The organism is Coriobacteriia bacterium, assembly GCA_034370385.1.
Classification (GTDB): domain Bacteria; phylum Actinomycetota; class Coriobacteriia; order Anaerosomatales; family PHET01; genus JAXMKZ01.
Genome location: JAXMKZ010000024.1, coordinates 56494 through 77171 on the forward strand (window position 1 = coordinate 56494; position 20678 = coordinate 77171).

A 20678-nucleotide genomic window follows, 5' to 3' on the forward strand; every position below is an offset into this window, starting at 1 on the left:
AGGTCGGCAGGCATGAGGAGTGCGTGTTGAGCGACGTTCGGGCTGCTCGGAGTATGCGAGTCCTCACGCTGAGCCCTTCCATCACGGGGGGCGGGGCCGAACGCGTGGCGCTTTCGTTGCACGAGGCGTACCTGGGGCGCGGTGTCGACTCGCGGATCGCAGCCGCCAGTCTCAACGGCGATGCCGTCAACGCGGTGCAGGTGCCACGGGATGCAGGTCGGAGCGCTTGGGCGCGGACCCTGCTGTCGCCTGCCTGGCGGCTTGAGGAGCGGAGCAGAAGCGCAGGGGATCCTCCGTCGCTGGCGTCACGCGTTCTGCGCGTCGCCGCCGAACCGCGGCGTTGGGCGCGCGTGGCGCGCGGGCACGAGGACTTCGACTTCCCGTGGACCGCACGCCTGCTCGAGTTGCCCACCACGCGCCCGGATGTGCTGCACCTGCACAACCTTCATGGAGGCTACTTCGACATCCGGGCGCTCCCGGGACTCTCCGCGCGGGTGCCGACCATCGTGACCATGCACGACACGTGGCTGCTGACCGGTCACTGTGCGCAACCTTTCGCGTGCGAGCGGTGGCGCGAAGGCTGCGGCTCGTGTCCGGACCTGGGCCGCTACGTGCCCATTCGACGAGACGCGAGCGAGGAGAACCGCGCCGTCAAGCGCCGCGCGCTGCTTGCGAGCCGCGTGGGGCTGGTCGCTCCATCACGATGGCTGCTGTCGATGGCCGAGCAGAGCGGGTTGCTCGGCAAGGGTCGTGAAGGGCGCGTGATCCCGAACGGGGTGGACGTGAATCTGTTCAAGCCGGGGGATCGAGGGGCCGCGCGCGAACGTCTCGGCCTGCCTCCGGACCGCCCGATCGTGCTTGTCGTGGCCAAGGACGTGCGCAGCAATCCCTACAAGGGATTCGATACGCTCATCGAGGCACTTGAGATGTTGCCCGAGGGGGTGTCGGACGGCCTGCTGCTGGTCGCACTGGGCGACGACGGGCCATCGCGACCAGTAGGTCGGTTCGAGGTGCTCTGCGTTCCCTTCACCGATGCCGCGGAGGACATCGCCGCCTACTATCAGGCCGCGGATGTGTTCGTTCAGCCGTCGCGAGCCGAGAGCTTCGGGATGGCACCAGTCGAGGCGATGGCGTGTGGAACGCCGATACTGGTCTCCGATGCAGGTGGGCTGCCCGAGATCGTGGCGGCGGGAGAGTCCGGGTCGGTGTTCGCGGCGGGAGACTCCTCCGCGCTGGCGATTCGCCTCCACGAGCTACTCGGTGATGGGGACCGACGTGCACGCTACTCCTCGGCGGGGATCGAGCGCGTCGCAGAGCGCTTCACGATCGATGGGCAGGTCGACGCCTATCTGGCATGGTATGCCGAGTTGATGGACGTGCGTGCTGCCGAGATGAATGGGGTGTCGACCGCAGGATGATGAGCGACGAACTCGGTACGCGGGGACATCCCCTGGTTTCGATCCTTACGCCTTCCTACAACCAGGCGACCTGGCTCGGCGAGAACCTGCGCTCGGTCGCGTGTCAGACCTACCCGCACGTCGAACACGTGGTCATGGATGGCGGTTCGACCGACGGAAGCATCGAGCTGCTTCAAGCAGCGGAGGAGTCGGTCGTCTGGCGCAGTGAGCCCGATGAGGGCCAGGCCGACGCCATCAACAAGGCGTTCGCTGCCTCGAGTGGAGAGATCATCGGGTGGATCAACTCCGATGACGCGTACTTCGACTGCCGTGTCATCGGGGATGTGGTCGCGCATTTCGAGGCGCACCCGGATGTCGACGTTCTCTTCGGTCACTGCGCACAGACCACCGCCACCGGCGCGATCATCCAGCTGCTATGGGCACCGCCTCATCGCAGCGAGTTGCTCCGCTGTGCAGACGTGATCAGCCAGCCCGCCACCTTCATTCGGCGTAGGGCGCTTTCGGACCCGATGCTCGACCAGAGCTTCCACTTCACCATGGACTACGAGCTATGGCTGCGCCTCGAATCGGCCGGGGCGCGGTTCGCGCGCATCGATCGCATCACCGCCATCGACCGACACCAGCCCGACCGCAAGTCCTCCAACATCCTCGATGTCCACGCTTCGGACATGGCCCGTCTCGCGGAGCGCTACGAAACCCGGTTCGGCCCCGAGTTTGACGGCGTGCGCACGCGCTTCTACCTTCGGCAGCGTCTCGGGGGCGCCTCGCTGGTTTCCGGAGTGCGACCGCCGCTGGCATTCGAGCACCCCGCCGACTTCAAGCGCGGCCTGCTGCAACGCCAGCTAATGACACGCCGGTCTCGCTGGCCTGCGCAGTTCCGGTGAGCGCTGACGGCCGGGGGCGACTACAATCTTCCCGAGTGACTCGAGAGGAAGTGACGCATGGCCCTTGATCTATCGAACAAGCGCGTGATGGTCACCGGCGGTGCCGGGTTCCTCGGCAGTTTCGTGCTCGAGAAGCTGGCCGAGCGCGGCTGCACGGATGTCATGGTGCCGCGCACCGCCGAGTTCGACCTCACGAAGTCCGCACACGTGGCGCGTGCGCTGTCGGCGTTCGAGCCCGAGGTCGTCATCCATCTCGCGGCCGTCGTGGGCGGCATCGGAGCCAACCGGGACGAGCCCGGACGCTTCTTCTACGACAACGCGATGATGGGCATCGAGCTCATCGAGCAGTCGCGCCGCTTCGGCATCGAGAAGTTCGTGTGTATCGGCACCGTATGCGGCTATCCGAAGTTCGCTGCGGTGCCCTTTGCGGAGGACGGCCTGTGGAGCGGCTACCCCGAGGAGACGAACGCACCGTACGGCATCGCGAAGAAGGCGATGCTCGTGCAGTTGCAGGCATACCGCGAGCAGTACGGGATGAACGGCATCTTCCTGCTGCCGGTCAACCTCTATGGACCGCGCGACAACTTCGACCTGCAGACCAGCCACGTCATCCCGGCGATCATCCGCAAGTGCGTCGAGGCGAAGGAGCGGGGTGACTCGGTGGTCACTCTATGGGGCACCGGCGCCGTGAGCAGGGAGTTCCTCTATGCGGCCGACGCGGCCGAGGGCATCGTGCTCGCCACCGAGAGATACGACGACCCCGATCCGGTGAACCTCGGAGCGGGATTCGAGATACGGATCAGCGAACTCGCCGAGAAGATCGTCGCGCTCACCGGGTTCGACGGTGAGATCGTGTGGGACACCTCTCAGCCGGACGGCCAGCCGCGCCGTTCGCTCGACACGCGCCGTGCCGAGGAGCAGTTCGGCTTCCGGGCGACCACGGGTTTCGATGATGGGCTGGCACGAACAGTCGAGTGGTATCTCGCCGAGGGACGGGCCGGAGCGGTCCCGGCGACCGCGTCGCCGTACCTGCCCCCTGTCGAGGAGATCCGCGACGGCGAGCAAGTGATCGCGATCATAGTGCGAGGCTCGCTCGACAAGGCGGGAGTGACCTTCTTCTCCGAGAACGACTTCTCTCAGCAGCTGGGATTCATCTCTCAGCCCGCCGGCCACGTCATCGAGCCGCACGTGCACAACGCGGTTCCGCGCGAGGTCGTATACACGCAAGAGACGCTGTTCGTGCGCGAGGGGCGCGTGCGGGTCGAGCTCTACCGCGAGGACCGCAGCCCATTGACCAGCCGCGTGCTCACCGGCGGCGACGCGATTCTGCTTGCGACCGGCGGTCACGGATTCACCATGCTTGACGATACGGCGATGGTCGAGGTGAAGCAGGGTCCCTACGCGGGCGACGGCGACAAGACGCGGTTCGAGGCGGCGCCATGATTCCCGTGAACGAGCCGCTTGTCGGTGCGGCCGAGCGAGCCTACGTCGACGAGTGTCTGCGCACGGGGTGGATCTCCTCTGCGGGTCGCTTCATCGACGAGTTCGAGGCGGCGTGGGCGGCGTACTGCGGCATGGAGCATGGAATCGCCGTCACCAACGGCTCGGCCGCGCTCGAGCTGGCGGTGTGGGCGCTCGATCTTAAGCTGGGCGACGAGATCATCATGCCGACGTTCACGATCGTCTCGTGCGCTCTGGCGGCGGTGTACAACGGCGCCGTGCCGGTTCTGGTCGACTCCGAGCCGGACACGTGGTGCATGGACGTGGCACAGGTCGAGGCGAAGATCACGCCCCGGACGAAAGCGATCATGCCGGTCCACATCTACGGGCATCCGGTCGACATGGGTCCGGTGCGCGAGCTGGCCGCCAAGTACGGGCTGACCGTCATCGAGGACGCCGCCGAGGCCCACGGCGCCACCTACCGCGGTGAACGCTGCGGCGGGCTGGGCGACGTGAGCTGCTTCAGCTTCTACGCGAACAAAATCGTCACCACCGGCGAAGGCGGCATGGTGCTCACCAACGATGACGCCCTCGCGAACCGCCTGCGTAGCGGGCGCAACCTGTGCTTTCGCGATGACCGCCGCTTCTGGCACACCGAGGAGGGCCACAACTTCCGTCTGACCAACGTGCAGGCGGCCATCGGGCTCGGGCAGGTCGAGCGCATCGATGAGCTCGTGGCGGCGAAGCGGCGCGTGGGCGCGCGCTACACCGAGCTGCTCGCCGGGCTGCCCCTCAGGTTGCCGGTTGAGCGTGGGTGGGCCCAGAACGTGTACTGGATGTACGGTGTGGTGCTCGCCGACGAAGCCGATATGGACGCGACCGAGTTCGCTGCGCGCCTCGCACAGCGCGGCGTGCAGACGCGTCCGTTCTTCGTGGGCATGCACGAGCAGCCGGTGTTTCTCGAGCGCGGACTGTTCGCGGGAGAGCGCTACCCGGTGGCTGAGCATCTCGCCCGCTACGGGCTCTACCTGCCCTCAGGCCTTGCGCTCACCTCCGAGCAGCAGGACGAGGTCGTCGCCGCTGTCCGCGAGGTCCTCGGCGTATGAGGATCGGCGTCGTCCCCAACCTGGATCGCTCCGTCGGGGGCGTCTACCAGTACGCCGTGACCCTGCTCGAGGCGCTTGGGGGCTTAGGCACGGGCGACGAGTTCATCGTCTTCACGTACGGGGGCGAGACGGTGCCCGAGGGCCTGCAACTCCCCGGACCCGTCGTTCCCCTGCGCCGCGGCTCCGGCCCTCTGGGGCGCGTGGGTGCGGCGCTGTCGCGGGTGGCTCGCCCGGGCGCGGCGCACGACCCCGCGTGGGAGCGCTTCTTCGCCTCGCACGGCATCGAACTGCTCGTGTTCACAGCGGACGCGGACCTCGCCCGGCAGACGGGCGTGCCCTACGTGGTGGCCGTTCACGACATCCAGCACCGGCTGCACCCGGAGTTTCCCGAGGTCTCGGCGGATGGCGAGTGGGACCGGCGCGAGGCGCGGCTGAAGCCGATGGTCGCCGGTGCGACCGTCGTGCTGGTCGACTCCGAGGTGGGCCGAGAGGACCTGCTCGAGGCATACGGTGACACTGGGCTCGCCCTGGACGTGGTGAGTCCGCTTCCGTTCCTGCCGGCGCACTATCTGCTCGACGCTGACACGTCGGGTGCCGCCCGGGCGCGCGTGCGCGAGGAGTACGACCTTCCGGAGCGGTACCTGTTCTACCCGGCCCAGTTCTGGCCCCACAAGAACCACCGGCGCATCGTCGAGGCGCTCGCGCTTCTGGCCGCCGAGGGTGTGCGCGTGCCGATCGTCTTCGCCGGCACGCACACGGGTGAGATACGCGAGCGCACGTTCGCCGAAGTGCTCGAGGTCGCTCAAGGGGCCGGAATCGCCGATCTCGTGTACGCCCCCGGATACGTAGCTGACGAGGCAATGGCGGCCCTATACGCCAGCGCGCTCGCGCTCGTGATGCCCACGTTCTTCGGCCCCACGAACATTCCTGTGTTCGAGGCGTTCCAGCTCGGCTGCCCGGTGATCACGTCCGACATGCGCGGGATCAGGGAGCAGGCGGGCGACGCCGCGCTGCTGGTGGATCCGGAGTCGAGCGCGGACATCGCGGCCGCCATCCGCCGCATCGTCGACGAGCCCGGCCTTCGCGGTGAACTCGCGAGGCGGGGCCGCATGCGGCTGAGCGCCTACACGCGCGACGACTACCTGGCGCTGCTGAAAGACGCTTTGAACGAGGCAAAACGACGCGTTGCGGGAGGTCATTCATGAGTGAGGCCGAGGTGTTCGGCGCCTATGCGGGCTTCTATGACGCGCTGTACGCAGACAAGGACTACGAGGGCGAGTGTGACTTCATCGAGCAGGTGCTGGAGGCCCAGGGTCTACCGGCACGTGCGAGCGTGCTCGACCTTGGATGCGGCACCGGCGGCCATGCGATCCCGCTGGCGCTGCGGGGCTTTGCTGTCGTCGGGGTCGACCGGGCGCCGGCCATGGTGGAGCAGGCTTGGGCGAAGGGCACCGAGGTGGGCGTGTCCGCCCGGTTCGTCGAAGGGGACGTGCGCACGTTCGAGCTGGGTGAGACCTTCGACGCCGTGATCTCGATGTTCGCCGTCGTCTCTTATCAGCTCACCGATGATGATCTCGCCGCGATGTTCGCGACTGCTCGCCGCCACCTGCGGGAGGGTGGCGTATTCGTCTTCGACGGCTGGCACGGACCGGCTGTGATCGCGCAGCAGCCCTCGGTTGCCAGCAAGACGGTCTCGCTGCCCGACGGCGGTACGATCGCGCGCACGGCCCGGCCGGGCCACGACGAGTCCGCTCACACCGTCACGGTCACCTACGAGGTTGTGCACACCAGCGCGTCAGGAGAGGTCGTCCGGCGTACGCAGGAATCCCACGCCGTGCGCTACCTCTTCGCCGATGAGATCTCGCGGTTGCTGGCCGCAGCCGGCTTCGAGCTGATCGCGATCGGCCCGTTTGGCGACCTGTCACGCAAGCCCACTGAGGCTGACTGGAACTTCTCGGTGGTGGCGAGAGCGGTATGACCCGACGGGCAGAAACACCGGGGGTGACCCGGCGGGTTACACTGTCTCGCACGCTATTCAAGTATCGGGGAGGCCGTCTGGTGCGCACCACCTACCGCGTCTGTCTGCTGCCCGGCGAGGGCATCGGACCGGATATCGCCGCCGAGGCGACGTGAGCGGCGGGAGGCCGGTCCACTGGATCGTCCCGGCGTACAACGAGGCCGCTTCGATTGTCGACCTGACCGATCGCATCGCCGAGGTATCCGCCCAGCAGGGCTGGGAATGGGACCTGCTCGTCGTCGACGATGGCAGTACGGACGACACGGGCCCGCTTCTGCGCGCGCATGTCGAGCAGTACGGGCTACCGGTGAGCATCGTGCGCAACGAGCCCAACCAAGGGCTCGGCTTCACGATTCGCCGCGGCCTGCGAATGGGTTCTGAGAGGTCCGCTCCTGATGACGTGCTGATCACGCTCGACGCCGATCTCACGCAGGACCCCGGGTACGCGCCCTCCATGGTGGCCGAGCTTTCGGGGGGCTACGACGTGGTCATCGCCTCACGCTACCGGGCCGGCTCCGGCGTGCAGGGACTCTCCGGCCTCAGGCGTGCATTGTCCTACGGGGCGAGCGCCATGGTCGCGCTCGTGCGTCCTGTCTACAACGTGCGCGACTACTCCTGCGGGTTTCGGGCTTATCGTGCTTCAGTCATCCAGGAGGGCTTCGCCGAGTACGGTGACGAGTTCGTGAGCGAGCGAGGCTTCGCCTGCATGCTTGAGCTGGCCGAGCGCCTGCGCGAGAATGCCGCATTCGTGGAGGTGCCCTTCGTCTTGCGCTACCAAGACAAGCGCAAGGCCTCCGAGATCCGCATCCTGCCCACGATAGGTGCGTACTTCCGAGTCATCGCGAAGGTGGCCTCGACCCGCCGCAAGCCGGTACCGTACTCCACTCTGGGTGTGGCTTTCGCGTCGATCGCACTCTCGGCGGTAGCGCAGCTCATGCTGCGCCTCGGTGCGCAAGACCTGGGCGACCTGTCGCTGGTCGCGACGCTTTCGACTGCACTCACGCGCCCGATCGTGCTAGGCGGGCTTGCGGTGTATGCGGTTGCCTCGGCACTCTGGCTCGGCGTGCTTTCGCGTATGGAGCTTGCGGTTGCCTATCCGCTGGGGGCGAGCGGTTACGTGTTCGTCGTGCTGCTGGCGGCGCTCTCCGGCGAGATGGTGACAGCGCTGCGCTGGTTCGGCGTCCTGCTCATCGTGCTTGGCGTCCTACTGGTGGGCTGGCTCGGCGTGGCGCCGGTGAGGAGGGCGCATCCCGAATGAAGCTCCACGGACTCATCTACGTGCTCACCGCTGTGATGTTTGTGGTCACGGGTCAGGTCCTGCTCAAGGTCGGGATGACGCGGGTGGGTGAGATCGGTCGCGCGCGGCTGTCGCACCCGGTTCGCCTCACCATCGACGTACTCATGACGTGGCAGGTGCCGGTCGGGCTGCTGATCTACGTGATCTCGGCTGCGCTGTGGATACTGGCGCTCTCGACGGTGCCGCTGTCGGTGGCCTACCCTTTCCTGGGTCTGAGCTACGTGGCGATTGCCGCCACGTCGGTTCTTCTGCTGGGTGAGTGGCTGACGCCGGCTCAGTGGGTCGGCATCGTGTTAGTGGTCTCAGGTGTTGTGACCGTTGCGCTGACGGCGTGAGAAGGGATGAGCTCTTGACCGGTGGGAGCACGACGGCCTCAGGTGACGAGTGGCGCATCGATTGGTACTGGATTGGTGCGCTCGGCTGCGCACTTGTCGTTGCACTCGTCCAGCTCGTCATGATCGGCGGCCCCCTCGCCGGGTATCACGGCTACAACGAGAGCTTCTACTACACACACGCGCTGCAGAATCTGGAGCGCGGTCTGGCCGACCAGATTCTGCGGCCGATCGATCCGAACAACCCGTTCCTCTACCCGCTCGCGCTTGCAACGTGGCTTCGCGTCTTCGGTCCCACGGTAGTCGCAGGCCGTTTGCTCGGTGTCGTCCTCAGCGTGGCACTCGTGCTGCTCACGTTCTGGATCGCGCGGCAGCTGTACAACAAGCGCATCGCGCTCCTCTCGGCGGTATTCGCGTCAGTCACTCCAGGGGTCTTGCTCACGGGGCGCAACATGCAGACCGACACGCTGATGCTCGTACTGGTGCTCGCGGCCCTCGGATGCTTCCTCAAAGCAGTACCGAGCAACAGCGGCCGCTGGGCGGTGGCGGCGGGGGCCTTCTTCGGCCTCTCCTTTGTGGCCAAGCTGCCCGCGGTCTTGTTCGTCGTCGCTCTCGCCATCTGGCAAGTGTGGCGTGGGCGCGGTTGGGAGTGGTTGAAGGACCGCGCCACCTGGATTACGGCGGCAGTTGCAGGGGCCGTCGGTTTGCCGTGGTATCTGGCCCGGATCCTCGGCAACACCCAGTTCGCGGGCACCCAAGGTGCGCTTGCATCGAACGCGGCGGAGTGGATCGGCTTCGACTTCCTCTACCGCTCCGTGTGGTCCGAGCAGGTCTGGATGCTCACACCCCTTGTGGCCATCGCTGCAGTCCTCGGTGTCGGCGTCGCGGTCTGGAAGCGCACCACGGCTGACAAGCTGCTACTTTCCATCATCGCCGTGTTCTCTGTGTTCTTCCTGTTCTTCAACTTCCACTCGTACTACTTCGTTGCGCTGCTGCCGTTCTTCGTCATCCTAGCGTCGCGCGCGCTTTGGACGCTGTGGGCGCGCAGCGACCGTCGAGTCCTCGCAACCGCGGCGCTTGTCGTGGTCCTGGCGCTCCCGCTTTCGGTGCTCATCATGAGCGGGAAGAAGTGGACGACGGTGCGCATCGATGAGGCCCCCCTGTTGCTCGAGCGCGCCGGCTTCGATCCGGATCGGACCACTATAGGCATGTCGCCCGAGGCAGAAGGTACGTTTGGACCGGCGGTCACGTACTACTTCACGTCCCGCGGCTTTCCCAAGCCGCAGTTGTTCGCGGACTCTCCGGGAGAGGTCAACGTCGGGGCAGGCAATCGGCTGGCGGTACTCTCGTTCTTGCTCGCCGGAGACGCTCCCGGGGTTGAGATGGTCGCGCCCCTGAACATCGAGATGGTCGCGCCGGTCGTGTTCGGACAGGCTCTTCGCATGGACGGCGGGCTGTTCCACTTCTACGCCCCCGGCGAGTTGGCCGTCGAAAGGGTGGGGCCATGGTGGCAGTTCGGCGTCGAGAGGCGATTTCAGGGTGTAGACATCGTTCTTTACGAGGTCGCGGCTGAGTAGCAGCGGTGCGCGCTATGATGTCGGCATCCGCACGGCAACCCGGAGGATTCGACCTGTGACGCTCCGCCATATCGCCCACCGCATACTGCCCCCGATCGTCGTCGACGGCTTGCGCAAAGTCGTTGGGCGCAAAGGGCCTGTACCGGGTCGCTTCGAAGTGGTGGGCAGCGAGTGGCCAACGCGTGTGGATGCGAACCCCGGGTGGGAGGACGCCGGAATCCCCTCGTCTCAGGCCGAGCGTTGGGCCGCGTTCGTATCGGCGTGTTCGGGTACTGCTCCGCTCGATGTGGCACATGAGGCAGCCGAGCCCATCCCGCGCAACATGGTGTTCCACAACACGTACATGACGTTCGGGTATGTGCTCGCACTTGCGGCCAAGGGCGAGGCCGAGTTCTCGATGCTTGACTGGGGAGGTGGGCTGGGGCATTACGCGGTCGTCGCGCAAGCCATGCTGCCCGACACGCATGTCGAGTACCACTGCAAGGACCTGCCCGCCTTCTGCGAGCAGGGGAGGCTGCTGCTTCCGGAGGCGACGTTTCACTCGGACGACACGTGTCTGTCGCGCACGTACGACCTCGTGGTGGCGAGCGGGTCGCTGCAGTGTTCGAGCGAATGGCGGCAGGTTGTGTCAGGACTCGTGCAGGCCACCGGACGCTACCTTTACGTCACCCGTCTTCCGGTGCTCATCGAGTCGCCTTCGATGGTGGTTCGTCAGCAGGCCCGCATCCAGGGGTTCAACGACGATCTGTTGGGCTGGTTCCTCAACCGGCAGGAGTTCATCGATTACGTCGAGTCTCAGGGCATGCAGCTTATGCGCGAGTTCTACGTCGACGAGCATCCGTTCATCGAGGGCGCTTCCGAACAGGCCGACGTGCGCGGCTTCCTGTTCAGGCCGAAGGGTTCGGGGGTAAGGCTGACGTGAGCTGGGGCCGCTTTGTCCGACTGCTCGTGCTGTTCCTCGCCATCATCGGGGTGTTCGTGGCCGCACGTGCGGCGTTTGCCTTCGGAGCATCGTTGCTGATGACGGGATTCGCGGTAGTTCCGCTGTCGATGCAACTGTCCAGTGTGTGGTATGTTTCGATGATCGGGATGATTGCCGCGTCGTTAATGGCGCGCGGTCCCAAGTGGAACAAGCTGGACGTCGAACTGTTCCTGCTACTCGGAACGCTCACCGCATTCGTCGACTTGCTGACTGCTCCGCTACTGACGCTCGGGATGCCGATGGCCGCTGCCATCTATGTGCGTGCACTGCATGGCCAGATCATGGATAGCCGAGGCGGGCTGAAGATGCTTGGTCGCGGAGCACTCGGCTGGCTTGCGGGCTATGCGGGTGCGTGGGCTTCGAAGGCCGTTTTGGCTCAGGTAGCCATTGATGAGAATGCCATGATACGAACGATAATGCAGGTGTGGAACAGAGCCGGAGTCGACGACTCCTCTAGCAGCGTCGTGCACTCTCTGCTCCGGAACTTGGCAGGAATTGCACCTGGTATGAGACTGGATGCAGCCGTATCCTTGGGTGGGAAGCTTGCAGCCAACGTCCTTCCTTTGCTTGTCTTCGCCGGGTTCTTAGTCGCTACAGGGGTGGCGTTCTTCCGTCTGTGGCGTGCCGGCGATGCACCATGGGCACGCGCCTCAAGGTGGCCGCTAGCCCTGCTCGCCGCCGCGCCATACGCGTGGTTCCTGCTGGTAGCGAACCACAGCTTCTTCCACTACTGGTACTCCTACAGGATTCAAGCAGTGACGGTGTTAGTCGTTGGGCTGTTGCTCGCACTTGATTCGGTGCGGGGCGTGGCCCCAAGTGTCGCCATCTTCGAGGTAAGCAACAGCAGTTATGATGCGAACCGGCAAGAACTTGACTGATGCGGCAGACCGGCGGACTGTCGCACGCGCCTGCTTCGCGGTAATGTGGCTGGTCGGTTCGATGGCATACGCTATGCGTGCCGTGTACTTTGACTTCGCTTCAGGTGGCTCGTACACGGCGGCGGAGTGGCTGATCAACTACGGAGGCGGGTTTGTCCGACGGGGGCTCGCCGGGCAACTGATACTCACCCTTGCCCCCCCCGGAGCCCCGAGTCTGCAATTCCTCTGGCTGATCGTCGCTTGCTGCTATTTAATTCTGCTCGTCACGTTCCTGTGGTGGCTGCTTCGGAGCGACTGGACATGGTGGAGTATCGCCGTCGCTTGTTCGCCGGCGGCGCTGCCATTCATCGCCTGGGATTGGCAGGGAGCCTTTCGTAAGGAGATTGTCGTTCTGACCGCTCTTGCCCTACTGGTGCTGCATGGGACTCGGCGCAAGGGGAGTCCGGGCGCGGTCTTTACGCTGTCCGCCGGCGTACTTGCTTACGGATTCGCCATTCTGGTCTGGGAGCCAAGTGTGGTTGCGCTACCTGCGGTGATCTACATGCTAGGCGACAAGTTGGTTCTACCATTGCGTCCTCACTGGTATCTGCTCGCCAGAGCTTCAGTGGCTTCTTTGACGTTTGCCGGTGTTGCGGCGAGTATGGCTGCTCGCGGCGATGCTGCCACCGTCGCAGCCATCTATCGTGCGATTGATGAGCATGGGCTGCTGAAGACCGGATTCACTAGACTACCGATCGAGCTTCTGCAGCTGACGAACGCACAGGCCGTGGCGGGGGTCGTAGCTTCGGGCCCGATCAACGTCCTATATTTGCCACTGGCCCTCTTGTCCCTTCTGCCTATTGTGACAAGCTGTTGGTTCAGGCGTGACCTGCGGTGGGTGGTGGCATGCCTGCTATTCTCGGTCCCACTGTTCGTAGTGGGTCTAGATTATGGGCGCTGGATTCATCTAGTTGTGATGCAGCTGTCGCTGATGCTGATTGCCGCTCGAGTGCCCGAGAGGAATTCCTCGGGTTGGCGATTAGGCCACACCCTGTTGTTCGTCTCGGCATGGGGGCTGCCGCACTGGGGGTCGTTCACTGCATCGATGCGATGGTTCGGTGCCTTTGGCACTTTGGCCCAAATAGTGTTGGGCGGCTAGACATTCCATGGCTGCAGGTCAGGCCGAGGTGTGCCGTAGCGCCCGTGCAGCCGCTACGGCGAAGCGCACGTCCGAGACGCGCATAACAAGCAGGTCGACAAGGCGCGTCTGCGTCTCGCGGGCGTAGGTCCAAATGACATAGCCCGAGATGACCGTGTAGGAGACTGTCGTCGCGATCGCGGCTCCCGCTGGGCCCAGCAGGGGGATGAGCGCCAGGTTCAGCGCGAAGTTGATCAGCAACGTCGTTGTGCTCATGCGCGGGAACAGTCGACCGTGCGAGGCGAGATAGGCCGCGGGCTGACTGGCGATACCCCATGCCACGATGCCGGGTGTCAAGACGGCGATCACGGTGGCGGCTTGGGCGAACTGGGTGCCGAACAACGCGAGTACAAGTGGGCGAGCGATCAGTGCGAGGACCCCTGCCGTGATGAGCATGAACGCCGTGAGTAACCGCGTGGTGCGGGCTGTGAGATCCGCCCCACTCTGCGCGTCCTCTTGCAGCGAGCGCGCCATGAGGGCGGCGCCCAGTGCCTGTGGGGCGTAGATGAGCAGCTCCGCCAGGGACACCCCGACCGAGTAGACACCCACGCCCGCCGCCGACCCCAGGATCCCCAACAGCACCACGTCCTGACGCATCTCAAGGTAACCGGTCACCGACTGGACATAGCTGCGGCGCGCGTAGGGGAGCTCCGCGCGCAGTCTGGACACGGACGGGCGGGGTAGTGACCGGACGCGGGTCGCCAGTGTGGTGCCCACCGCCCCGACCGCCAATGCGACCGCCAGCGCAGCGAGCACGCTTTCGAGAGTGAGTCGGCCCAAGACCGCAAGCGTCCCGATGAGCGAGAGCGAGACCGCCGCCGCCGTTGCTTGTGCAAGTGCTTGGCTGGGCACTCTTCCAAGTCCCGTGAGAACTCCACCCGCGAGGGCCGTAAGCAGCAGTAGCGGCACGGTTGTGGCAGCGATGACCACGGAGACCGTCGAGACTTGATCCAGGGCGGGCACGAGAAGCCACATCACAAGCATCGTCAAGGGAATGCCAAGCGCCGAGACGGTGAGGGTGTAGGCGAGCGAGTCCGAGACGGTCGCGGCGAGATCCGAGCCATCGCGTCCCACGTGGTAGGCGTGCGCCGCTTCGAGTCCAAGACCCAGAAGCAGCGCTGCGATCGCGGGGAACTGCTGGAGCAGCGCCAGCTGCCCCTTCGCCTCGACTCCAAGGGCACGAGAAACCATGATTGCGATGGCGAAGCTGGCTGCGAGTCGCAACGCAGTGGCCGCTCCAACCGACAGACTGCCGCCGAGGATGCTGGCGTGAGGACGTTCCTGCACGCTCTACCTCCTCGGTCCGCACTCGGCTAGTCTGGCGTCACCATCCTATCGGATAATCGATCGAATCCCAGCAGTTCGCTGCCTAGGCCAACTGCCGCGCGAACCTATTCTCGCTGATCAGGCGCCTCTTCTGTCGTGCGGACGAGCACGATCCATCCCATTGAGGATTGAGGTTGGAGTAGGTCCCGATGTCCATCTGCGGCCGTTGCTGCCATGAAGCCCGTATATTGGTCTTCGCGCATCAGCGCGACCACCATTTCCGGCTCTTTGCGCTCCGTGAAGCGCTTGCTCAACACGATGTTGCCCACATAAACGACCTGTGCATCGCGGACTGACGCGAGCAGAAGATAGGTCGGGAAGTCGCCCGCGAGCTGATTCAAGCCAACTCGTTCGACGCCAGATGCACCAACGTACTCCGCGACAGGCCGCAGTGCTGGCGCAAGATCAGGGGCGGCACGGTAGCGAAGGTCGTCATACGACGTATTCCAGAAGCTACGCGGCAGCGGCACAAGCCGGTGGTGCGCATCGAAGAGCATCACGAAGACTCCCAGCACCAAGCTGAGGACCACAAGCGCCGTGAGAGTCGCCTTGAGGGGCCTTCGGAATCCATCCACAGAGCAATCCATCGCCACCCCAACGATGGGTGTGAGGGTCAGAATCCCAGGAAGCATGAGGCGGCTCACCCAGGGTTGCCAGCCGAGCGCGGTCAGAATCAGTAGTAGTCCGACTGAAGACGCGGCGATGTATGTGAGAGTGAGCCGTGACTTGTTGCCCGAGAATGCGATGGTAAGGCCCGAGGCTAGCAGCAGCCATACGGTCACTGGCGCAGGGGCGACATCATGGTTCCAGACCCAGTGTCGCGTTTCGTAAGGTCCATAGTTGGGCTCTCCCATCACCGACTCCAGTTCGGCCACACCTAGAAGATGCGCAGTGTCCTCGATCAGTCGCTCGAGCGGAGCGTTCGCCTCCTGAACGGGGAGTGCGAAGAGCATGCTTGCGTTCATGAGCGCGTTTGTCGTAAGCCCCCCCGGTGATCTCGCAGCCGTGAGAAGGTGGGTGTTCCCCGGGGCACTGAGTCCAAGGAAGTCTCCGTCGAGCGCGGTCGCATTGCGTGCGAACCACGGCCCGCTGAGGAGGAGGACAGTTGCGAGAGCCAGCCCGGTGATCTTCAAGAATCGCAACGGTTTCGTGGAGCGGATCGGCCCGAGTAGTAGCCACACCGCGAAGGGCGCCAAGAGAAGTACCGCGGTAGGCTTCGTGAGATAGGCGAGCGCGGCCGCGCCAGCCGCCCAAGTGGTCCAAGCGGTCGTCGAGACCGACGTGTCATTCTCGTTGGAAAAGCTGCTGACCAGTCCGAGCACGCCGTACACCGCGATTAGGCACCAGGCCGCGCACATCAGATCGTTCTGTGTCGTAGGCGCTTGCAGCACGGCCATGGGAACGGTGGCTGCCGTCAGAGTCGCGAACCACTGTCCGCGAGTCGTCGCTCCGAGCCGCAGCGCGATCAGCGATACGGCGACAAGCATGAAGATGTATGCACTCACATGGGGAAGACCCACGAACCGGTCGCCACCACCCGTCATGGCCTGAACGTGCAGTACGGCGTAGTTCGCGAAGGGGCTCGAGAAGAGCTGGCGCGCCTCCGCTGTCGGGTAGTGCGCCACTGACCCATTCTGCAGCCAGAAGAAGACACGCGGCAGATGATAGGTGAGGCTATCCCAGTTGGATGGGGGATAGAGCACTGCTCGGGCGAGTGATCCAGCGGCGAAAAGGCCCACAACCGACAAGAAGGCTGCATCGGCACGCCCGGGGCGCACCCTCACGCGCCCACGCAACCGGTCGTATCCTGCGGGAAGGTGCCTCCAGAGCAACACGCACGATGCGAGAAGAATGGACAGCCAAGACAGTGCGACAGCGACGGGTGAGATGGCGCTGAAGAGCGAAAGTCCTTCGGTGATGACGAGAAGTGCCACGCCTATGAGGGTGAATGCAGCCAGCGCGGCTTCGCGAAACCGCATTGGGTTCGCCAGCAGTCCCACGAAGACCGTCATCCACACCAGTGCGACGACAACTACCATCGATTATTCGCTACCATCCTTCGAGTCCGAGCGGCCGAGAAGCTCCCAGCTGCGCCCTCGTTCGATCACCCGGAAGTTTTCGCCAACGTATCGCGCGACGCGATCCGTTGATGGGTCGTAGTTCGTCGTGGCGTTCTGGGCGAGAACCTGTGGATTGGGCAAACCGAGGTTCCGGACCACGATGTCCGGCGATGTCTCGGGATCGCGGAGCTGCTCGAGCATGGCATCGCTCGGCTCGCTCGCTCCGAGCGCATCGTAAGAGATGCTCCACAGCATCCGGGTAGAGGGCTGGGCTTGGGTGAAAAGATACGCTGCCGGAAGGCCATGGAAGGCGAAGACGCGATTCTCGGCGGACGCGTGCTGTTGCATCGCTCTCCACAGCGCTTCGACGTCTTCGGCAGTCTCCTTGCTGGTCATGAGCCCTGCATGGGGGCCCACCCGCACGGCGCGGTCGGCTTCGAACGGCGGAACATCGCGGTAGTAGCCGGTCCACGTGAAGTAGAGGAGCGAGACCAAGAGCACCGCCGGGACAGCGAGCTGAACTGCGAGCAGTGCCGTGGAAGGGAGCTTCGCTTTCGAGCCCGAGGCCCTGACACGCGCAACCAGTACTGCGATCGCCGGTGCGAGGACGGCCGCTGCACCGAGCCCGACATAGCGCGATCCGATGCCGCTGGTGAACGCCAATGTCACTCCTGCGATGATGCCGTAGAGGCATGAGAGCCGCAGAAGGCGGACGGCCTGCGGGAAGCCGCCTTCACGCCTCGCTCTTCCGGTGAAGGCGATGATCGACGAGCTGACCAGGACTGAGATGGCGAACGTCAGGGTTCGAACGTCGGACGGTGCCGCGAAGCCGAAGGGGACCATGACGGCAAGGCCCAGGGCCAGCCACCAAGGGACCGGCCGCCGGATGGTTTGAAGTCCTCCGGCCAGCGCGGCCAGCCAGAAGCTGAGGCTAGAGGCTGCGGCGATGGCCAGAGGCACCACGAGCTGCAGTACCTTGTCGACGATTCCTGCCTGTCCGGTACCCCAGCCGAAGACGCCAGCGAGGGTTGATGCCTCTTGCACCAACTCAGGGATGCTTGATAGGTAGGGTGCCAAGCCGAGCAGCATCAGGAGGCCGGAAGCCAACCCACCCGCGAGCAACCACAACGACTCTCTCCAGCCACCGGCGAGAAGACGGACGAGAACCACGCTGGCGAGCGCAAGCAGAACCAGGCTGGGATACGCGAGGACGGTCAACGCGAGCAGAGCACCCGCGATCGCCATATCGTACGGACGGCCCTCCCGTTCATCAAGCAAGCGAAAGCTGATCAGCGAAAGAGCCATCGAGCTGAATGCAACCGGCAGCGTGTTGTAGCTGGGCGCCGGTATCATGTAGGGCATCACGCCAAAGGCGCACACGGCGCACAGGATCGCAACGGCCGGATCAAGAATGCGACGCAGGAAGCGGAAGGCGAGGAAGGCAGCAGCGCCGTTCAGGAGAGCCCACAGCAGACGCAGTGAGAGCATGATGCCCGTCGTGTCTCCGAGGATCCACAGGTGAAGCCTCACCCATGGTGCCGTGATAAGAGCCGCGGTTTGATGCAAGTCCACGTCGTCCAGGAGCGGTCGTGCTCCCGTCGCGAATCGATAGGCAGTTGCTGCGTAGAAGGCCTCGTCGATGAAGTCGACTCCATATCGGAGTCTCGCCAAGAAGAGAAGAATGCCGATTCCGCTCAGGATGAAGGCGGCTGCACTCAGAGCCCTGATACCTGCACCCTCATTCGGGTTCATGCACTCTCCAATCGCGCCGCGAGCCAGTTGTCTCATGGTACTCTGGGCAGGCCGTTTCGCGAGAGCGTATTCGTATTCCCTTGCTTGGCGATGGAGAGCACGATGTAGGCCGCGACATCACCGATGGCGATCACCTGGGCTAGTGCCGGAACGCGAGGATGCGTGGCGCAAGCTGCTCTTCAAACTGAAGGATCTGCGCTACAACAGGACATGGAACGGTCACGGGGGATCACGATTCGCTGAGGCGGTCTTATCTCTCAGTTTGAGATACTTCCCATACTGTTCAGCCGACAGGGAGCACAACGCACGTGAGGTTCCAGAGTCCGAAACGTGTCATGGTGACCGGTGGCGCGGGTTTCCTCGGCTCGCACCTGTGCGATCGTTTGATTGCTGAAGGTCACGAAGTGCTCTGCGTGGACAACTTCTATACGGGCAGCCGCCGGAACGTGATGCACCTACTGTCGCATCCTTCGTTCGAGCTGCTCAGGCACGACATCACGTTTCCGCTCTACGTCGAGGTTGACGAGATCTATAACCTCGCATGTCCCGCATCTCCTTTCCACTATCAGCGCCATCCGGTCCAGACAACCAAGACGAGCGTTCACGGGGCAATCAACATGCTCGGCCTCGCCAAACGCACGGGCGCGCGGATCCTTCAGGCATCCACGAGCGAGGTCTATGGAGATCCCGAGGAGCATCCGCAAAGTGAGTCGTACTGGGGCCGAGTGAACCCGATCGGACCTCGAAGCTGCTACGACGAGGGAAAGCGGTGCGCCGAAACCCTCTTCTTCGACTACTACCGTCAGTACCGGCTGAAGATCAAGGTCGTGCGCCTGTTCAACGTCTACGGCCCGCGAATGCACCCGTGCGACGGACGGGTGATCAGCAACTTCATCACGCAAGCGCTCCAAGGCAATGACCTCACGGTGAACGGAGAGGGGAACCAGACCCGCTCCTTCTCCTTTGTGTCCGACATAGTGGATGCGCTGGTGCGTGCGATGGCTACCCCTGACGACTTCACCGGCCCCGTCAACATCGGCTCGGAGTTCGAGTTCACCATCAAGGAGCTCGCCGAGAAGGTAATCGACCTGACCGGCTCGTCGTCGGTGCTGCGTTTCGAACCGCTGCCCGTGGACGACCCCATCCAGCGTCGGCCGGATCTCGCGCTAGCGCGAGAGCATCTGGATTGGGAGGCCGTGACCACTCTCGATGAGGGGCTGCGTCACACCATTGACTACTTCCAGATGCTCGGTGAAGAGGCGGCTTCATGAGGTTGTCGGTCTTGGTCCCGGTGTTCAACGAGCGGGACACGGTGCTCGATGTTCTCGAAGCGGTGAAGGCGACGGGGATCGTGAGCGAGATCGTGGTCGTCGACGACGGCTCCACGGACGGCACGAGGGAGGTCCTCGGACAGATGGAGGACGATCAGGTCGTGCGCGTGATCTTCCACGAGAAGAACGCCGGCAAGGGCGCGGCGCTGCGGACTGCGATGCAGGCGGCCACCGGTGAGGTACTGCTCATACAAGACGCCGATCTCGAGTACCACCCTCGTCAGTACCCCAAGCTACTCGCGCCCATTGAGGCCGGAGAGGCAGACGTCGTCTACGGCTCACGGTTCCTCGCCGGAGACCCCGAAGGAATCCTCAGGAGCAGCCTCTTCGCGAACAAGCTGCTCACGTTCATGACGAATGTGCTGTTCCGAAACTCCCTTACCGACATGGAGACCTGCTACAAGGTCTTCCGTCGGGAAGTGCTCGATGGCATCTCTCTGCGGGCCAACCGATTCGACTTCGAGCCGGAGTTTACCGCCAAGGTGCTCAAGCGGGGGATTCTTATCCACGAGGTTCCGGTCGAGTTCAGCCCGCGCGCTTACGAAGAAGGCAAGAAGATTGGCGCGTGGGACGGTGTACAAGCGGTATGGGCACTCGTGAGGTATCGGCTGGCTGACTAGTCAGCACCGCAGCGTTGGCTCAGGGAACAGGATGCGTCGCGATCGTTGTTCTCCTCACTGATCTTCGCGCTGGCCGTGATCGCAGGCGGCATCTGGGTTGCGGTGTCTGCTCGCGCACACCCACGACATACACCCTGGCATCCACCGTCGTGCAGGGTCGTGGCTACCTGCTCGACGGATTGCCCACCGCCTCCTGGAACCCCGGGTATCTGCTTGCGCTGGCAGGCGTCTTCGCGCTGTTCGGGGCGAGCTTGACCGCAATGCTTGCGCGGAGGTTGTCCTCCACGCCGTGGGCGCGGTGCTCGCCTACTTGCTTGGCCTCAAGCTTGGGCTTTCGCGTATGTCAATGACGGTCGAAAACTGACCACCTCGTGACGATTGAAGATTGACCACCCTCAGCCGGCCGACGTCGTAACGATGCCGGCCTTCTTCCTGTCCTTGAGGCGATAGCTCTCGCCCTTGATCGAGATCGTCGTCGAGT

Annotated in this window: 18 protein-coding genes; 15 read left to right on the forward strand and 3 right to left on the reverse strand. The window is 64.2% G+C overall.

Annotation, left to right across the window (positions count from 1 at the left end):
* Nucleotides 1-26 precede the first annotated feature (26 nt).
* From U1E26_05985 to U1E26_06045, 13 genes are all read left to right on the forward strand, one after another.
* Nucleotides 27-1418 (forward strand): glycosyltransferase, encoded by a 1392-nt coding sequence (locus U1E26_05985; protein MDZ4169188.1) that lies wholly within the window; start codon nucleotides 27-29, stop codon nucleotides 1416-1418.
* Nucleotides 1418-2302 (forward strand): glycosyltransferase family 2 protein, encoded by an 885-nt coding sequence (locus U1E26_05990; GenBank protein MDZ4169189.1) that lies wholly within the window; start codon nucleotides 1418-1420, stop codon nucleotides 2300-2302. Before U1E26_05985 ends, U1E26_05990 begins: the two co-directional genes overlap by 1 nt.
* A 57-nt stretch (nucleotides 2303-2359) precedes the next feature.
* Nucleotides 2360-3745, forward strand: a complete 1386-nt coding sequence (locus U1E26_05995) for an NAD-dependent epimerase/dehydratase family protein (GenBank protein ID MDZ4169190.1) — start codon at nucleotides 2360-2362, stop codon at nucleotides 3743-3745.
* Nucleotides 3742-4848 (forward strand): DegT/DnrJ/EryC1/StrS family aminotransferase, encoded by a 1107-nt coding sequence (locus tag U1E26_06000; GenBank protein MDZ4169191.1) that lies wholly within the window; start codon nucleotides 3742-3744, stop codon nucleotides 4846-4848. The genes U1E26_05995 and U1E26_06000 overlap by 4 nt, the downstream gene beginning before the upstream one ends.
* Nucleotides 4845-6053: a glycosyltransferase family 1 protein gene (locus U1E26_06005; protein ID MDZ4169192.1), complete on the forward strand. Its 1209-nt coding sequence runs from the start codon at nucleotides 4845-4847 to the stop codon at nucleotides 6051-6053. Before U1E26_06000 ends, U1E26_06005 begins: the two co-directional genes overlap by 4 nt.
* On the forward strand, nucleotides 6050-6826 hold the full coding sequence (locus U1E26_06010; GenBank protein MDZ4169193.1) for a methyltransferase domain-containing protein: 777 nt from the start codon (nucleotides 6050-6052) through the stop codon (nucleotides 6824-6826). The genes U1E26_06005 and U1E26_06010 overlap by 4 nt, the downstream gene beginning before the upstream one ends.
* 23 nt (nucleotides 6827-6849) lie before the next feature.
* Entirely contained in the window at nucleotides 6850-6981 is a 132-nt protein-coding gene (locus U1E26_06015; GenBank protein ID MDZ4169194.1) for a hypothetical protein, read from the forward strand.
* Entirely contained in the window at nucleotides 6978-8123 is a 1146-nt protein-coding gene (locus tag U1E26_06020; GenBank protein MDZ4169195.1) for a glycosyltransferase, read from the forward strand. The genes U1E26_06015 and U1E26_06020 overlap by 4 nt, the downstream gene beginning before the upstream one ends.
* On the forward strand, nucleotides 8120-8497 hold the full coding sequence (locus U1E26_06025; GenBank protein MDZ4169196.1) for an SMR family transporter: 378 nt from the start codon (nucleotides 8120-8122) through the stop codon (nucleotides 8495-8497). The genes U1E26_06020 and U1E26_06025 overlap by 4 nt, the downstream gene beginning before the upstream one ends.
* A 14-nt stretch (nucleotides 8498-8511) precedes the next feature.
* Nucleotides 8512-10071, forward strand: coding sequence for a glycosyltransferase family 39 protein (locus tag U1E26_06030; protein MDZ4169197.1), 1560 nt, complete (start codon nucleotides 8512-8514; stop codon nucleotides 10069-10071).
* 55 nt (nucleotides 10072-10126) lie between these two features.
* Nucleotides 10127-10993, forward strand: a complete 867-nt coding sequence (locus tag U1E26_06035) for a class I SAM-dependent methyltransferase (protein MDZ4169198.1) — start codon at nucleotides 10127-10129, stop codon at nucleotides 10991-10993.
* On the forward strand, nucleotides 10990-11931 hold the full coding sequence (locus U1E26_06040) for a hypothetical protein (GenBank protein ID MDZ4169199.1): 942 nt from the start codon (nucleotides 10990-10992) through the stop codon (nucleotides 11929-11931). The genes U1E26_06035 and U1E26_06040 overlap by 4 nt, the downstream gene beginning before the upstream one ends.
* 61 nt (nucleotides 11932-11992) lie before the next feature.
* Nucleotides 11993-13069, forward strand: a complete 1077-nt coding sequence (locus U1E26_06045; GenBank protein ID MDZ4169200.1) for a hypothetical protein — start codon at nucleotides 11993-11995, stop codon at nucleotides 13067-13069.
* Nucleotides 13070-13087: 18 nt separating this feature from the next.
* Here U1E26_06045 and U1E26_06050 read toward each other — a convergent pair whose 3' ends face one another.
* From U1E26_06050 to U1E26_06060, 3 genes are all read right to left on the reverse strand, one after another.
* Nucleotides 13088-14395 (reverse strand): polysaccharide biosynthesis C-terminal domain-containing protein, encoded by a 1308-nt coding sequence (locus U1E26_06050; GenBank protein MDZ4169201.1) that lies wholly within the window; start codon nucleotides 14393-14395, stop codon nucleotides 13088-13090.
* A 104-nt stretch (nucleotides 14396-14499) separates the two neighbouring features.
* Complete coding sequence (locus tag U1E26_06055) at nucleotides 14500-16473, reverse strand: hypothetical protein (protein ID MDZ4169202.1); 1974 nt, start codon at nucleotides 16471-16473, stop codon at nucleotides 14500-14502.
* 3 nt (nucleotides 16474-16476) lie between these two features.
* Nucleotides 16477-18246, reverse strand: coding sequence for a hypothetical protein (locus U1E26_06060; GenBank protein MDZ4169203.1), 1770 nt, complete (start codon nucleotides 18244-18246; stop codon nucleotides 16477-16479).
* A 335-nt stretch (nucleotides 18247-18581) separates the two neighbouring features.
* On the opposite strand from U1E26_06060, the gene U1E26_06065 reads away from it, so the two are divergent.
* Complete coding sequence (locus tag U1E26_06065) at nucleotides 18582-19517, forward strand: UDP-glucuronic acid decarboxylase family protein (protein ID MDZ4169204.1); 936 nt, start codon at nucleotides 18582-18584, stop codon at nucleotides 19515-19517.
* Nucleotides 19514-20197 carry a glycosyltransferase family 2 protein gene (locus U1E26_06070; GenBank protein MDZ4169205.1) on the forward strand — a complete coding sequence of 228 codons (684 nt, stop codon included), beginning with the start codon at nucleotides 19514-19516 and terminating at the stop codon, nucleotides 20195-20197. The genes U1E26_06065 and U1E26_06070 overlap by 4 nt, the downstream gene beginning before the upstream one ends.
* The last annotated feature ends 481 nt before the right edge of the window (nucleotides 20198-20678 follow it).

Bases quoted from the DNA above. Each gene is read 5' to 3' on its own strand.
- U1E26_06070 (MDZ4169205.1), top strand. From the start codon at position 19,514: ATGAGGTTGTCGGTCTTGGTCCCGGTGTTCAACGAGCGGGACACGGTG.
- U1E26_06055 (MDZ4169202.1), bottom strand. From the start codon at position 16,473: ATGGTAGTTGTCGTCGCACTGGTGTGGATGACGGTCTTCGTGGGACTG.
- U1E26_06065 (MDZ4169204.1), top strand. From the start codon at position 18,582: ATGGTGACCGGTGGCGCGGGTTTCCTCGGCTCGCACCTGTGCGATCGT.
- U1E26_06005 (MDZ4169192.1), top strand. From the start codon at position 4,845: ATGAGGATCGGCGTCGTCCCCAACCTGGATCGCTCCGTCGGGGGCGTC.
- U1E26_05995 (MDZ4169190.1), top strand. From the start codon at position 2,360: ATGGCCCTTGATCTATCGAACAAGCGCGTGATGGTCACCGGCGGTGCC.
- U1E26_06000 (MDZ4169191.1), top strand. From the start codon at position 3,742: ATGATTCCCGTGAACGAGCCGCTTGTCGGTGCGGCCGAGCGAGCCTAC.
- U1E26_06010 (MDZ4169193.1), top strand. From the start codon at position 6,050: ATGAGTGAGGCCGAGGTGTTCGGCGCCTATGCGGGCTTCTATGACGCG.
- U1E26_05990 (MDZ4169189.1), top strand. From the start codon at position 1,418: ATGAGCGACGAACTCGGTACGCGGGGACATCCCCTGGTTTCGATCCTT.
- U1E26_06060 (MDZ4169203.1), bottom strand. From the start codon at position 18,246: ATGAACCCGAATGAGGGTGCAGGTATCAGGGCTCTGAGTGCAGCCGCC.
- U1E26_06045 (MDZ4169200.1), top strand. From the start codon at position 11,993: ATGGCATACGCTATGCGTGCCGTGTACTTTGACTTCGCTTCAGGTGGC.
- U1E26_06025 (MDZ4169196.1), top strand. From the start codon at position 8,120: ATGAAGCTCCACGGACTCATCTACGTGCTCACCGCTGTGATGTTTGTG.